Source organism: Mesorhizobium sp. CA12 (assembly GCF_020165255.1).
In the GTDB taxonomy this organism is placed as follows: domain Bacteria; phylum Pseudomonadota; class Alphaproteobacteria; order Rhizobiales; family Rhizobiaceae; genus Mesorhizobium.
The window spans coordinates 28,990-43,082 of record NZ_JAIUHT010000011.1 but is presented as its reverse complement, the minus strand read 5'-3'; the positions used below and the strand labels follow the sequence as shown (position 1 = coordinate 43,082).

Here is a 14,093-nt window from a genome sequence, read left to right as displayed (position 1 = left end):
CATTTTTCCTGGAATTGCTTTAGGCCATGCGGCCGGGGTTGAGAATCTGCTTCGGGTCGAACTCGGCCTTGAGCCGCGCCGAAAGCGCGGCCAGATGCGGCGACTGCGGCTCGAACACCGGCAGCGCCGCGCGATGCGGTGCGGATGCGCGCACCAGCGTCGCGTGGCCGCCGCCATATTTGCGGATCAGTCCGCGCAACAGATCGGCCTCCGGATCGTCCTCGCGCATCGACAGCCACACCAGGCCGCCCTGCCAGTCGTAGAAGGCGTCGGCCGCCGCCTGCATGCGCAGTGCCATCACCATATGATGCGCCTCGGACGGCGCCATCGAGACGCGCCAGACCGTCCGGGCGCCGCCATCGGCGAAAGGCACGCAGTCGCGAATGTCGCGCCAGATCGCCTTCGAGGCCTCGCCGGCGATTTCTTCGAGCGGGCCGGCCTTGCCGAGCAGCCGCTTCAGCGCCTCGATGCGATAGACGACCGACGGGCCAAATCCCTCGACCCGCAACAGCGTGGCGGCATCGCTGCCATGCTTGCCGCCGGCAACCTTCGCGGCGATCCGCTCCGGCAGATGCGCCGCGCTCGAAACCTCGGCACTGGAGCCGAGCGCCAGCGCCATTGCGGCCACGGCGGCATCGTCGAGCAGGCCGCGTATGGCCAAGGTCACTTCCGTTTCCGCTGCCGGCAGCACCTTGAAGGTGACGTCGGTGAGCACGGCCAGCGTGCCCCAGCTGTTGGCCATCAGCTTGGAGAGGTCGTAGCCAGTGACGTTCTTGACGACACGGCCGCCCGACTTGAAGGCCTCGCCACGTCCGGAGACAGCGGCGACGCCGAGGATGTGGTCGCGCGCTGCACCCGCCTTGAGGCGGCGGGGACCGGACAGGTTCGAGGCAAGCACGCCGCCGATGGTGCCGTTCTTGTCCCCTTGGCCCGGCTCGCCGCCGAGCAACGGGCCGTAGTCCATCGGCTCGAACGCGAATTGCTGGCCGTTTTCGGCAAGCAATTTTTCGATCTCGGCGAGTGGCGTGCCGGCACGGGCTGAGAGCACGAGTTCGGCCGGTTCGTAGAGGGTTACGCCGATGAGGTGCGACAAGTCGAGCGTATGCTCGGTCTGCAATGGGCGACCGATGCCGCGCTTCGAGCCATGGCCGAGGATTTCGAGCGGCGTTTCCTCGGCGGCTGCCCATTGGATGGTGGAGAGGGTTTCGGCGGAAGAAGATGGGGTGAAGGTGGTCACGAGGGGGCGCCTTTCCTCGCCCCAGCGAGGCCAGGGCAATCGCATATGGCAGCGCTGCCCCCTCTCTGTCCGCTACGCGGACACCTCTCTCCCATTTCATGGAGGCGAGGAAACACCGACCGCCGACGTTGCGACCTTGGAAAGCTTGGGTTCCTCGCCCCCGCAACGCGGGGGAGAGGTGGCTCGGGCGCAGCCCGAGACGGAGAGGGGGCCATCATAGAGCGCTATCTCCCGTCTTCCTGGCTGCGAAAACAAACCTGAGGTCGGCAGCAACTACGTCTTCGGCAAGCCGTCCTTCCAACGCCGCAAAGATCGTCTCGCAAACGCTCTTCTTGTTCTTTAAGACATCGAAGCTCCAAAACCGCAAAACCGAGAAGCCCTCGCCCCGCATGAATTCATCCCGCCGCCTGTCGTACGAACTGTCCGCGTGCTGGCTGCCATCCAGTTCCACAATCAGCTTTTCGCTCCTGCACGCAAAATCCGCAAAATACGGACCGATGGGCATCTGGCGAACGAATTTGTATCCGCCTAGCCTTCTTGCCTTCAGTTCGTTCCAGAGGATCGCTTCCGCCTGGTTGTCGCCGCTACGAAGCGCGCGGGCGCGGGCAATTTTCTCGGGCGAGCGGCGGCTTGGCTGATAGGCCGCCCCCCTCTCCGTCTCGGGCTTCGCCCGAGCCACCTCTCCCCCGCTTTGCGGGGGCGAGGAACTTTGATCCTGAGTCTTCATCAAAACCTCGGAATATTCGGAAACGCGACCTGCCCCCGATGCACATGCATCCTCCCAAGCTCCGCGCAGCGGCGCAGCTGCGGAAACACCTTGCCGGGGTTGAGCAGGTGGTTGGGGTCGAAGGCGCATTTCACCCGCATCTGCTGGTCGAGGTCGAGCTGGTTGAACATTTCCGGCATCAGATCGCGCTTCTCGACGCCGACGCCATGCTCGCCGGTCAGGACGCCGCCGACCTGGACGCAAAGGCGCAAAATGTCGGCGCCGAAGCTCTCGGCCCTGTCCAGCTCGCCCGGCACGTTGGCGTCGTAGAGGATCAACGGGTGCAGGTTGCCGTCGCCGGCGTGGAAGACATTGGCGACGCCCAGCCCGTATTTCTGCGAAAGGTCGCGCATGCCGGCAAGCACGCGCGGCAGTTCCTTGCGCGGGATGGTGCCGTCCATGCAGTAATAATCCGGCGAGATACGGCCGACCGCCGGAAAGGCCGCCTTGCGGCCGGCCCAGAAGGTCAGCCGCTCCTGCTCGGATTGCGAGATGCGGCAGGTGGTCGAGCCGTTCCTGTAGGCGATCGCCTCGACGAGGCCGATCAGGTGGTCGACCTCGACACTCGGCCCGTCGAGCTCGACGATGAGCAGCGCCTCGACGTCGAGCGGATAGCCGGCATGGACGAAATCCTCGGCCGCGTGGATCGCCGGGCGGTCCATCATCTCCATGCCGCCGGGGATGATGCCGGCGCCGATGATGTCGGCGACGCATTGACCGCCCTGTTCGCTGGTCGGAAAGCCGATCAAGAGAGCGCGCGCCGTCTCCGGCTTCTTCAGGATGCGCACCGTCACCTCGGTGACGACGCCGAGGAGGCCTTCCGAGCCGGTCATCACGCCGAGCAGATCGTAGCCTTCCTGATCGAGATGGCTGCCGCCGAGCCGCACCACCTCGCCGTTCATCAGCACCATCTCGATGCCCAGCACATTGTTGGCGGTGAGCCCGTATTTCAGGCAGTGCACACCGCCGGAATTCTCGGCGACATTGCCGCCGATCGAGCAGGCGATCTGAGAGGATGGATCGGGGGCGTAATAAAAGCCCTCCTGCTCGACGGCGGTGGTGATGCCGAGATTGGTGACGCCCGGTTGGGCCACGACAACGCGATTAGGATAGTCGATTTGAAGAATGCGGTTGAAGCGGCTCATCACCAGCAGCACCGCATCCTCGAGCGGCAGCGCGCCGCCGGACAGCGAGGTGCCGGAGCCACGCGGCACGACGCGGATGTTGCGCTCGTTGCAGTATTTCAGCACGCGCGAGACCTGGGCCACCGTTTGCGGCAACACCACGACCAGCGGCACCTGCCGGTAGGCGGTCAGGCCGTCGCTCTCGAAGGCGCGCATTTCATTGGCCGCGTCGACGACGCCCTCGCCCGGCACGATGATGCGCATGTCGGCGACGATCTCGGCGCGCCGGCGCATCGTTTCGGCATCTGGCTTGGGCATGGCTAAGCCGGACATCGGGCAGCCTCATCCGCTCTTGACTGGTCAAAATCTTTTACCAGCCCGACGGTTTTGTTGCAAATGCTGCTTTGCTTGCATTCGGCGGCGAGCGTGACGCCAAGCTTCCGCAGCGGCAATCTGCCGCTGCGGACAGACCCGCGCATGAAGATGGTTGTCCGCTACTCGCCCGGATGCTTCGCCGGCTCGGAATGCATTTTCCGCACGCGGCGCACGCCCCACCAGACGAGCAGGATGGCGACCGGCACGGAGGCCGCGGTGATCACTTCGGGCGCGAAAGCGTGACCAAAGACCGAGGCGCCTTTGGCGACATAGCCGACGAGGCCGACGACATAATAGGATACGGCGGCGACCGACAGGCCTTCGACGGTCTGCTGCAGGCGCAGTTGCAGCCGGGCGCGGTTGTTCATCGAGGCCAGCAGGTCGCGGTTCTGCTTCTCCACATCGACATCCACCCAGGTGCGCAGCAGCGTCGTGGCGCGGGTGAGTTTTCGCGACAGGTTGGCCTGGCGCTCCTCGACCGAGCGGCAGGTACGCATGGCGGGCGCCATGCGCCGCAAGAGGAAGCCCGCCCAGGTGTCGTAGCCTTGCACCGGCTCTTCATCCAGAGCTTCCAGCCTTGCGGTGACGATGCCGTCATAGGCGCGGCTGGCGCCGAAGCGATAGAGGCTGGACGCGGCGTCGGCTTCGAGCTCGGCGGCGAGTTCGGTGAGGTCGGCGAGCAAGGTCTGGCTGTCGCGGGTCTCGACCGCCTTCATTTCCAGTGTGGTCTGCGCCAGGCGGTCCTCGATGCGACGGGCGCGGCCTGACAGCGTCAATGCCATCGGCAGGCCAAGCATGGCCAACGTCCGATAGGTCTCGATGTCGATCAGCCGCTGCGACAGGGCGCCGGTGCTGGCCGGCGTCAGGCCGCGATCGAGCACCAGCATGCGGGTCAGTCCGTCGCCGTCCTGGCGGAAATCGGTGACGATGGCGGCAGCGCCCCGCTCGACCAGCGAATAGCACAGGCTGGTCGGGTCGAAGCCGGCGATCAGCCTTTCGCTCGCCTGCGTCCATTTGCGGATTTCCAGACGGATGCCGGAAATCACGGTGCCGGGCGGCGAGAAGCCATTGCCGAAGGGCGAATCCTCTTGCCCCCGGCCGTTTTCGGCCAGCGGCCCTTCCCAGAGATAGGTCGAGAATTCCGTATGGCGCTCCCAGCGCAGCGTGCCCTTGCCCCATTTCATCGCATGATGGCGGGCATTGCGCTCGGGCGCGGCGATGCCCAGCCGCCGCGACAGTTCCGACAGCACGGCATGATCGACCGCGGTGCCGCCCTCGGTCATGAAGGAGAGCTGGACCAGCACGCGCGGTTTCTCGATCAGCGGATGCGGGCGGGCATGGACCTCGCCCAGCGCGCCGGGCCGTCCCTCATGCGCCGGAAAGCCCATCACGCTGCCTTGGGCGCGCGGTTGGAATTCGAGACTGGACATCTCGTCGGACACGGTTGGTCCCCCTGGTTTCGACCTTCGTGCAAACCCTGCCGTCTTGCGGCAATCGGCGGGACGCGTAAACAGCAAATATCCGCATCCAGGCCCGGCGGCACGCGGCCGGCAATGCGACGGGCTGGACGAATTGGATAAATAATTTGACCAGTTAGCGACAGAGGCTTTAATCTGCGCCACATCCGTCCCGCTTCCCAGGCACCCTTCCGTTGAGCGACATCTTCTCCAGGATCGAGCATTCGCGCACCGCCGACGAGGTGGTGCAGCAGATCGAGAGCCTGATCCTCGAAGGCGTGCTGCGCACCGGCGACCGGTTGCCCGGCGAGCGCGAGCTGGCGCGCCAGTTCGACGTGTCGCGGCCGATCCTGCGCGACGCGCTGAAGGCGCTGGAAGGCCGCGGGCTGCTGACGACCAAAGCCGGCGGCGGCACGCATGTCGCCGACGTCATCGGCCAGCTCTTCACCAAGCCGGTGACCGATCTCATTTCCACGCACCGCAAGGCGGTGACCGACTATCTGGAATACCGGCGCGAGATCGAGGCTGTGGCGGCCGAATATGCAGCGCGCCGCGCCACGCCGGAGGACCTCGCCCTGCTCGACCGCATCATGGCACGCATGGACGAGGCGCACCGGACCGGCGATTTCGACGATGAGGCGGAAATCGACGTCGAGTTCCACCATGCCGTCTGCGAATGCGCGCACAACATCATCCTTTTGCACACGCTGCGTTCCTGCTACCGGCTGCTGTCGGAAGGCGTGTTCCAGAACAGGCTTCTGGTGTTCGGCGTGCCCGGCGCGCGCGAGGCGCTGCTCGAGCAGCACAGGGCGATCCACGCCGCGATCAAAGCGGCAGACCCAGTCGCGGCGCGCAAGGCTGCGATGGACCACATCACCTATGTCGAGCGCTCAATGGCTGAAGCCGAGCGCAGCGGCGACTGGCAGCGCGTGTCCAGGCTGCGCCTCAGACAGCGCTCGGATGCCGGCGACATCGAACCCACACGCAAGCGCTCGTAAGCACAGATTAGCGGGGACCACCATGAGCGACATCCTCACCATCGCCGACCTCAAGGACCTGGCACGCCGCAGAGTGCCGAAGATGTTCTTCGACTATGCCGATTCAGGCGCCTGGACGGAGAGCACCTACCGGGCCAACGAAGAGGATTTCGGCAAGATAAAGTTCCGCCAGCGCGTGCTGGTCGACATGAGCAACCGTTCGCTGGAATCGACCATGGTCGGCGAGAAGGTAGCGATGCCGGTGGCGCTCGCGCCGACCGGGCTTACCGGCATGCAGCATGCCGACGGCGAGATGCTGGCGGCGCAAGCGGCAGAAGCGTTCGGCGTGCCGTTCACCCTGTCCACCATGAGCATCTGCTCGATCGAAGATGTCGCCTCGGTGACCAAAAAGCCGTTCTGGTTCCAGCTCTATGTGCTGCGCGACAAGGACTTCGTGCTTAATCTGATCGACAGGGCCAAGGCGGCGAAATGCTCGGCGCTGGTGCTGACGCTCGATCTGCAGGTCCTGGGTCAGCGCCACAAGGATGTGCGCAACGGTCTCTCGGCGCCACCCAAGATGACGCTCGCCAACATCGTCGACCTTGCGCTGAAGCCGCGCTGGTGCCTGGGGATCGCGGGTACCAAGCGCCGCACCTTCCGCAACATCGTCGGCCATGCCAAGGGCGTCGGCGACGTCTCTTCGCTGTCGTCCTGGACGAACGAGCAGTTCGATCCGCACCTGTCGTGGAAGGACGTCGCCTGGATCAAGGATCGTTGGGGCGGCAAGCTCATCCTGAAAGGCATCCTCGACAAGGAGGACGCGCTGATGGCGGCTGAGACTGGCGCCGATGCGATCGTGGTCTCCAATCACGGCGGACGGCAGCTCGACGGCGCACCGTCCTCGATCTCGGTGCTGGAAGAAATCGCCGATGCGGTCGGCGACAGGATCGAAGTCCATATGGATGGCGGCATCCGCTCCGGCCAGGACGTGCTCAAGGCGCTCTGCCTCGGCGCCAAGGGCACCTATATCGGCCGACCCTTCCTCTACGGTCTCGGTGCGATGGGCAAGGACGGCGTCACCAAGGCGCTCGAAATCATCCGCAAGGAAATGGACATCACGCTGGCGCTGTGCGGTAAGCGTTTGGTAACCGACATGGGCAAGGACCAGTTGCGGCGCTAGGCCTTATTCACCGATCCGCCCTAGTTTCCCGTGGTGAACCTCGCGGGAAAGACGTACGCCTTGACCGAACCAGGCATCCATTATCTCGACGCGCGCGGGCCGGACGGCATGCGGCTTTACGCGATCGGCGACGTGCACGGACGCCACGACCTGCTCGCCGCCATGCATCGGCGCATCGAGAGCGAACTGGAACATGCGCCCGAGTCGGACTGGCGCATCATCCATCTCGGCGACTATGTCGACCGCGGACCGGATTCCAGAAGCGTCATCGATTTCCTGATCGAGACGCGCAAGCGCGATCCGCGCAACATCATGCTCGCCGGCAACCACGACATCGGCATGGTCGAATTCCTGGCCGAGGCAGAGCCGGACGGCCTGTTCGTGAATTACGGCGGCGTGCAGACGGCGCAGTCCTATGGCGTCGATCTTCTTGGCGACGGCCACTGGTACGGCAAGGCGCAAGCGATCGCCCGGGGACATATGGCCCTGGTGAAAGCGGTGCCGAACAGCCATATCGATTTCCTGCAATCGCTGACGTTTTCGGCGACCTTCGGCGACTTCTTCTTCTGCCACGCCGGGATAAGACCGGGTGTGCCGCTCGACCGTCAGAACCAGCAGGATCTAATCTGGATCCGTGACGCCTTCCATGACCATCCAGGGCTTTTTTCCAAGGTGATCGTGCACGGGCACACGCCCGTCCCGGAAGCCGAGGTGAAGGCCAACCGCGTCAATGTCGACACGCTCGCCTGGAAATCCGGAACGCTAAGCGCGCTGGCCGTCAATGGCGGCGACAAACGCATCCTCGCCATGCAGGGGAAAGCGTTTTAGGCGCGATCCCGGCGCAGGCCTGCTTGCGATTTTGATTGTGGCCTAGTTCAGCGAGGCGGTGACGCCATAGCCGTCGACGGCGCGGTGGTTGGTCGCTGCGTCGGCGGCATAAATGCCCAGGCCGCAGAGCACGATGGCAGACAGCATGACAAAAGACAGGAGAGCTGCTTTCACGGACGTCATCTCTGGTTAAGCTTTCTGCATCTGGGCACGAGGCGGTTACCAATGCGTTGAAACGATAAAATGCGTCTCAATGTTTCGACGATTTCGCGCTTCTAAGCAGATTCTGTTTCGCCGGTGTGTCGGCTGGATCACACAAAAGGTTCATGGCGGTTGCATCGACGATACAAAGCGCGCCCTCTTAGAAGAGCGGCCGGACACAAACCAAGAAAGAAGAATGTTGTCCCCAGACGGAAGCGCTGAGGCGTGCCAATTATGCCACGCTTCGCCCGATCGGGGTCGGATGTTCAGATCGTCGCAACCCAGGCGCGGGCTATCGCCAGTCCGGCGCTATCGGCGTCGGCGCCATTGCGGGCCAGTTCGTCGTCGAGACGATCGTTCCAGTCGGGATGACGCTCGGCGATCATAGCGGCGAAGGAGGTGCTCCAGTCGCGCACCATCGGCGTATCCGCCTCGAAGTGGAACTGGAAGCCATAGACGGCGCGGCCGAGGCGGAAGGCCTGGTTTTCGGCGACCGCGCTGCCGGCCAGCCGCACCGCGTTTTCCGGCAGGCCGAACGTGTCGTCATGCCATTCGAAGATCGGGAATTTCTCGGGCAGCGCCGCCATGACCGGATCCGATTTGGCGGCCGGCGTCAGCGACACCCTATGCCAGCCGAACTCGGTGGCACCGCCGATCTGGTTGGTGCCGCCGAAAGCCCGCGCCAGAAGCTGACCGCCGAGACAGATGCCGAGAACCGAGCGATCCTTGTCGGCGAAATCGCGTGCCAGGTCGAGCAATGCGGGGAAATAGGGACAGATCTCGTCGTCGAGCGCGTTCTGGGCGCCGCCAAGCACCACGATGGCATCGTGCCCGGTGCTGTCGCCGGGCAGAGTTTCACCGCGATAGGGCTTGCGCAGGTCGATATCGGCGCCGGCTTCCACAAGGGCAGCGCCAATCTGGCCAAGGCCCTCATTGTCGAAATTCTGGACGACCAAAACCCGCATCGAAAACCTGCTGACATGAAAACGCTGGGGCGAGCGATATCATGCGGCCCGTGTTTCAGCCAAGATGCGTGCCGGAGAGAAAGCTATGCCACTGCAGAACCGGGTCGACCCTTTCGGCGCCATTCACGCCGTGCCGGAACGCGGCCTGTTCACCGGCAATCGCGGCATCATCCATGACCCCGAGACGAAGACGCTGCTGAGGAAGCGCTGGGCCTTGCCGGCCTGGATCATCTGCGTCTGCGAATTCGGCCACGTGCGGCGCGAGCCGATGGGCCGCAACCGGCCAGGAGGAAAAGCCGGCTGGACCGAATTGTTCTTCCTCGACGAGGTGACGGCTTTGGCCGCCGGCCATCGGCCCTGTTTCTTCTGCCGGCGTGAACGGGCGACCGACTTCGTCAGCCGTTTCGGTAAGGCGTTCGGGATTGAAGAACCGCGCGCGCCGATGGTCGACAAACGGCTGCACAAGGAGCGGCTGGCTTCCGGCGGACGGCCGCCTCTGGTGACCGCGCCGGAGCTCGGAGGCTTGCCGGATGGAACGGTGGTAGCGCACGGCGACACCGCCTATGCGCTGCGCGGCGGCAAGGCACGCAAATGGTCGTTCGCGGGCTATTCGAGTTCCGTCGCCTTCGATCGCCTCACCGGCGGGTCGCTGCGCCTGCTGACGCCGGCGACCACCATCGCGGTGCTGCAGCAAGGCTTTGCACCGGTCTGGCATCCAACCGCCGATGCTTGACGCCGCAGCCGGCCTCGCTCATCGCCAAGCAGATATCCGTGGGATGTCCCACGATTATCTGCTTAGATTCCCTTGTTTTTCGCAGGTTCTGATCGCAAAACCGCGGGACACTTTTGCGGAACCTGTTTGAGCCATGCGCGCCAACTACAAAATGCAGCGGCTGTTCGTGCCTGACGATCTTGGGCCCGGCCTCGAATTCGACGCCGGACAGCAGCAGAGCCATTATCTCGCCCATGTGCTGCGGCTCGGCGAAGGTGCCGAAATCCTGCTTTTCAACGGCCGCGACGGCGAATGGTCGGCGTCGATCGCCGCGAGGTCCAAGAAGGCGGTCCGGTTGAAGGTGCTGGAACTGCAGCGGCCGCAGCCGCCGCTGCCGGACCTCGTCTATTGCTTCGCGCCGCTGAAGCAGGGCCGGCTCGATTACCTTGTGCAGAAAGCGGTCGAAATGGGCGCAGGCATGCTGCAGCCGGTCATCACCCAGCACACGCAGGTGGCGAAGCCCGGCATCGATCGGCTGCGCGCCAATGTCGTCGAGGCGGCCGAGCAATGCGGCATACTGGCGGTGCCGGAAATGCGCGAAGCGGAGAAGCTTGAACGGCTGCTCGCCAACTGGGATCGGGAGCGGCGGCTGATCTTCTGCGACGAGGATGCTTCGACCAACGATCCGCTGCCGGCCCTGCAAGCGGTCAGTGAGAAGAAACTTGCGCTTCTGGTCGGTCCGGAGGGCGGATTTTCCGAGGACGAGCGCAAGATGCTGAGGGCCTTGCCTTTCGTCACCGCCATCCCGCTCGGGCCACGCATCCTGCGCGCCGACACCGCGGCGGTGGCCGCATTGGCTGTGATCCAGGCAACGATCGGCGACTGGTAGGACATTGCCTTCTTCCCTTTTGCGAGAAGGTGTCGCCGAAGGCGACTGATGAGGGGTGTTCCAGAAGACACCCGCCTCTCACTCCGCTGGAACACCCCTCATCCGTCTCGGCGCTACGCGCCGATCCACCTTCTCCCACAAGGGGGAGAAGGGAAGGTAAGCCATGCAGATCAAATCCAGTTGAGCCGTGGCTCAGGATTTTTCGCTTGATCGGCTACTGACATTTCGTCCATCTAGCGCCCGGCGGCCAGCTGAGGGCTGCGGAGGGTTTTCTAATGGCGCGCGACACAACAGATACCCAGCCCATCGAAGGTGTCGACGAACTGGTCGGCTACCTGGCCGACGGCAACAAGCCGCGCGACAAATGGCGCATCGGCACCGAGCATGAGAAGTTCCCCTTCTATGTCGACGGCAACGCGCCGGTGCCTTATGGCGGCGAGCGCGGCATCCGCGCCATCCTCGAGGGAATGCGCGAAAAACTCGGCTGGGATCCGATCATGGATGCCGGCCGTATCATCGGCCTGGTCGAGCCGACCGGCCAGGGCGCGATCTCGCTGGAGCCCGGCGGCCAGTTCGAGCTTTCCGGCGCGCCGTTGGAATCGATCCACCAGACCTGCCGCGAGGGCAACGCGCATCTGGCGCAGGTGCGCGAGATCGCCGAGCCGCTCGGCATCCGCTTCCTCGGCCTCGGCGGCAGCCCGAAATGGTCGCTGGCCGATACGCCGAAAATGCCGAAGTCGCGCTACGAGATCATGACGCGCTACATGCCGAAGGTCGGCACCAAGGGCCTCGACATGATGTACCGCACCTGCACGATCCAGGTGAATCTCGACTTCGAGAGCGAAGCCGACATGCGCCGCAAGATGCAGGTGTCGCTGAAGCTGCAGCCGCTGTCGACGGCGCTGTTTGCCAACTCGCCCTTCACCGAGAGCAGGCCGAACGGCCTGCAGAGCTGGCGCGGCGACATCTGGCGCGACACCGACAACCAGCGCTCCGGCATGCTCCAATTCTGCTTCTCGCCGGATTTCGGCTTCGCCGACTATGTCGAATGGGCGCTCGACGTGCCGATGTATTTCGTTATTCGCGACGGCCACTATCACGACATGACGCGCTACACCTTCCGCCAGTTCATGGCGGGAGCCGCTCGCAATGAACTCCCTGATGGCCTGCCGACGATGGGCGACTGGGCAAATCATCTCTCGACCCTGTTTCCGGATGTGCGCCTGAAGCGTTTCCTCGAAATGCGCGGCGCCGACGGCGGGCCATGGCGGCGCATCTGCGCCCTGCCCGCTTTCTGGGTCGGGCTGCTTTACGACGAGCAGGCGCTTGACGCCGCCGAAGCGCTGACTTCGAGCTGGACCTATGAAGAAGCGCTGGCGATGCGCAACGCCGTGCCGGAGCTTGGCATTGCCGCGCCGTTCCGCAACGCCACCTTGCGCGACGTCGCCCGCGACGTGCTCGCCATCTCGCGCATGGGCCTGAAGAACCGGGCCAAGAAGAACCGCGACGGCTATGACGAGACGTCGTTCCTCAACACGCTCGACGAAGTGGTCGCGCGCGGCACCACCAGCGCCGAGGAGATGCTGTCGGCCTACCACACGCGCTGGGGCGGCTCGATCGAGCCGGTGTTCATGGAATATGCGTATTAACCGTCCGGCATGCGCCGAGCGGTTGGGCGCCAAAAGCCGCTTCAATCGGTGATGGAAACGAACTAGGCTCTCCGATGAGGATATTCTCGGAGGAGAACCCAAATGCCTTCCCTGTTCGACATTTTCGCCCAGGCCCAGAACGGCGCCGGCATGCAGGCGCTGGCACAGCAATATGGGCTTTCGATACAGCAGACGCAGGCCGCGGTGCAGGCGCTGCTGCCGGCATTCTCGCAAGGGCTGCAGCGCAACACCGCCGATCCCTATGGGATGGGCGCATTCATGACCGCTATGGCGAGCGGCCAGCACGCCAAGTATTTCGAGGACGCCACGAGGGCCTTTTCGCCGCAAGGCATCGATGAGGGCAACGGCATTCTCGGCCATCTGTTCGGCTCGAAGGATTTGTCGCGCGCCGTGGCAGCCCAGGCCGCGCAGGCGACGGGCTTGAGCCAGCAGCTGCTGCAGCAGATGCTGCCGGCCATGGCTTCGATGATGATGGGCGGGCTGTTCAAGCAGACCAATAATCAATTGAGTGGGAGGCAGATGCAGGCCGCCGGCTTCGGCGGCAGCGGCAATCCGCTCGGCGAGATCATCGAGCAGATGATGCGCCAGGGCGGCCTCGCGCCGGCGCCGCAGACAAACCAGGCGCCGCAGCCGCCGCCCTATGGCGAGAACCCGTTCGGCAAGGGGCTGCAGGACATGTTCGGCGGCGGCACGCAGCTGCCGCAAAGTCAGCCCCAGCAGGCCCCCAGTCCGTACGGCGAAAACCCGCTCGGGAAGGTGCTGCAGGATATGTTCGGCGGCGGCGCGACGCAGCAGCCGCAGCAGACTCAACCACAGCAGACGCAAAGCCCCTATGGCGATAACCCGCTGGGCAAGATCTTCGAGGAGATGCTGCGCCAGGGCGGCGGCGGTTTCGGCATGCCTGGGGGACAACCGGCGCCGCAGCCGCAGCAGAGCGCGCCGCAACAGCCGCAAACCAATCCGAGCGGCCGGCCGCGAAACCCGTTCGACGATATCTTCGGCAAGATGTTCGAGACCGGTGCCCAGCAGCGCGACGAATATGAGAAGAGCGTCGGGACGATTTTCGATCAGTTCAAGCGCGACATGGACCGGCGGTGAGTTATCGAACGCCCCCGGAACGACTTTCGTGAGCAAGAGACTCGAACAAATGCGCCGCAATCCCCGCGGCGACTGGTCGATGCGAGATGTTAAGGCAGTTTGCGACGAGGCCGGCATTCAATGCGTGCCGCCGAGATCGGGCGGTTCGCATTACAAAATCTACCACACGGCAATGGCTGACATTTTGACGGTGCCTTTCAAACGCCCGATCAAGCCCGTATATATTCGAAAACTCGTGTCCTTTATCGACGAGGCAAAAAAGCATGACGGACAAGCTTGAATATCCTGTCGTCATCGCACCACTCTCGATTGAGGACGGTGGCGGGTTCTCCGCTTATGTCCCGGATCTTCCCGGCTGCATGAGCGATGGCGAAACCCCCGAAGAGGCCATCGCGAATGTTCAGGATGCCATCGCAGCTTGGATAGAAGCTGCGCATGAACTTGGCCGATCAGTGCCAAGACCGTCGAGAAAATTGGCTTTCGCCTGATCCCCTGAGACGCCTTCCAGAAAGAGGCGCGGTCAAAAAAATGCCCGGTCCTGGAGGAGGAACCGGGCAATGTGCAGGCTGGCCGGCGGGGAACCGGCAGGGAGTGTGGGAGCCTGCATGAAGCTT

The 14,093-nt window shown here is 64.1% G+C and carries 15 protein-coding genes; 9 read left to right on the top strand and 6 right to left on the bottom strand.

Features of this window, described 5'->3' with window-relative positions; all coding sequences use genetic code 11:
* Positions 1-19 precede the first annotated feature (19 nt).
* The 4 genes from LB520_RS18785 to LB520_RS18770 form a co-directional block, all read right to left on the bottom strand.
* Positions 20-1,237, bottom strand: a complete 1,218-nt coding sequence (locus LB520_RS18785) for an FAD-binding protein (protein ID WP_224638448.1) — start codon at positions 1,235-1,237, stop codon at positions 20-22.
* 214 nt (positions 1,238-1,451) lie between these two features.
* Positions 1,452-1,964 carry an endonuclease domain-containing protein gene (locus LB520_RS18780; RefSeq protein ID WP_224638447.1) on the bottom strand — a complete coding sequence of 171 codons (513 nt, stop codon included), beginning with the start codon at positions 1,962-1,964 and terminating at the stop codon, positions 1,452-1,454.
* Positions 1,964-3,460, bottom strand: coding sequence for an FAD-linked oxidase C-terminal domain-containing protein (locus LB520_RS18775; protein ID WP_224638446.1), 1,497 nt, complete (start codon positions 3,458-3,460; stop codon positions 1,964-1,966). Before LB520_RS18775 ends, LB520_RS18780 begins: the two co-directional genes overlap by 1 nt.
* A gap of 161 nt (positions 3,461-3,621) precedes the next feature.
* On the bottom strand, positions 3,622-4,944 hold the full coding sequence (locus tag LB520_RS18770) for a DUF3422 family protein (protein ID WP_095769969.1): 1,323 nt from the start codon (positions 4,942-4,944) through the stop codon (positions 3,622-3,624).
* A 209-nt stretch (positions 4,945-5,153) separates the two neighbouring features.
* Here LB520_RS18770 and LB520_RS18765 point away from each other — a divergent pair, with 209 nt between their 5' ends.
* The 3 genes from LB520_RS18765 to LB520_RS18755 are packed head-to-tail and all read left to right on the top strand — an operon-like array spanning position 5,154 to position 7,944.
* Positions 5,154-5,957, top strand: coding sequence for an FCD domain-containing protein (locus tag LB520_RS18765; protein WP_140643900.1), 804 nt, complete (start codon positions 5,154-5,156; stop codon positions 5,955-5,957).
* Positions 5,958-5,979: 22 nt separating this feature from the next.
* The gene (locus LB520_RS18760) at positions 5,980-7,116 is read left to right on the top strand and encodes an alpha-hydroxy acid oxidase (protein ID WP_224638445.1); all 1,137 of its coding nucleotides are present in this window, start codon (positions 5,980-5,982) and stop codon (positions 7,114-7,116) included.
* A gap of 60 nt (positions 7,117-7,176) precedes the next feature.
* Positions 7,177-7,944, top strand: a complete 768-nt coding sequence (locus tag LB520_RS18755; protein ID WP_224638444.1) for a metallophosphoesterase — start codon at positions 7,177-7,179, stop codon at positions 7,942-7,944.
* A 42-nt stretch (positions 7,945-7,986) separates the two neighbouring features.
* Here LB520_RS18755 and LB520_RS29160 read toward each other — a convergent pair whose 3' ends face one another.
* Positions 7,987-8,118: a hypothetical protein gene (locus tag LB520_RS29160; RefSeq protein ID WP_263481599.1), complete on the bottom strand. Its 132-nt coding sequence runs from the start codon at positions 8,116-8,118 to the stop codon at positions 7,987-7,989.
* 293 nt (positions 8,119-8,411) lie between these two features.
* The gene (locus tag LB520_RS18750) at positions 8,412-9,110 is read right to left on the bottom strand and encodes a type 1 glutamine amidotransferase (protein WP_224638443.1); all 699 of its coding nucleotides are present in this window, start codon (positions 9,108-9,110) and stop codon (positions 8,412-8,414) included.
* 85 nt (positions 9,111-9,195) lie between these two features.
* Here LB520_RS18750 and LB520_RS18745 point away from each other — a divergent pair, with 85 nt between their 5' ends.
* The 6 genes from LB520_RS18745 (at position 9,196) to LB520_RS18720 (ending at position 13,967) form a co-directional block, all read left to right on the top strand.
* Positions 9,196-9,843, top strand: a complete 648-nt coding sequence (locus LB520_RS18745; RefSeq protein ID WP_224638442.1) for a hypothetical protein — start codon at positions 9,196-9,198, stop codon at positions 9,841-9,843.
* A gap of 133 nt (positions 9,844-9,976) precedes the next feature.
* A complete protein-coding gene (locus LB520_RS18740) occupies positions 9,977-10,711 on the top strand; it encodes a 16S rRNA (uracil(1498)-N(3))-methyltransferase (RefSeq protein WP_224638441.1) in 735 nt (244 codons plus the stop codon).
* Positions 10,712-10,986: 275 nt separating this feature from the next.
* Positions 10,987-12,360, top strand: coding sequence for a glutamate--cysteine ligase (locus tag LB520_RS18735; RefSeq protein ID WP_224638440.1), 1,374 nt, complete (start codon positions 10,987-10,989; stop codon positions 12,358-12,360).
* Between the two features lie 102 nt (positions 12,361-12,462).
* Positions 12,463-13,479 carry a DUF937 domain-containing protein gene (locus LB520_RS18730; RefSeq protein ID WP_224638439.1) on the top strand — a complete coding sequence of 339 codons (1,017 nt, stop codon included), beginning with the start codon at positions 12,463-12,465 and terminating at the stop codon, positions 13,477-13,479.
* Between the two features lie 28 nt (positions 13,480-13,507).
* Entirely contained in the window at positions 13,508-13,759 is a 252-nt protein-coding gene (locus LB520_RS18725) for a hypothetical protein (RefSeq protein WP_095769959.1), read from the top strand.
* On the top strand, positions 13,743-13,967 hold the full coding sequence (locus LB520_RS18720) for a type II toxin-antitoxin system HicB family antitoxin (protein ID WP_095819825.1): 225 nt from the start codon (positions 13,743-13,745) through the stop codon (positions 13,965-13,967). Before LB520_RS18725 ends, LB520_RS18720 begins: the two co-directional genes overlap by 17 nt.
* Positions 13,968-14,093: the final 126 nt, after the last annotated feature.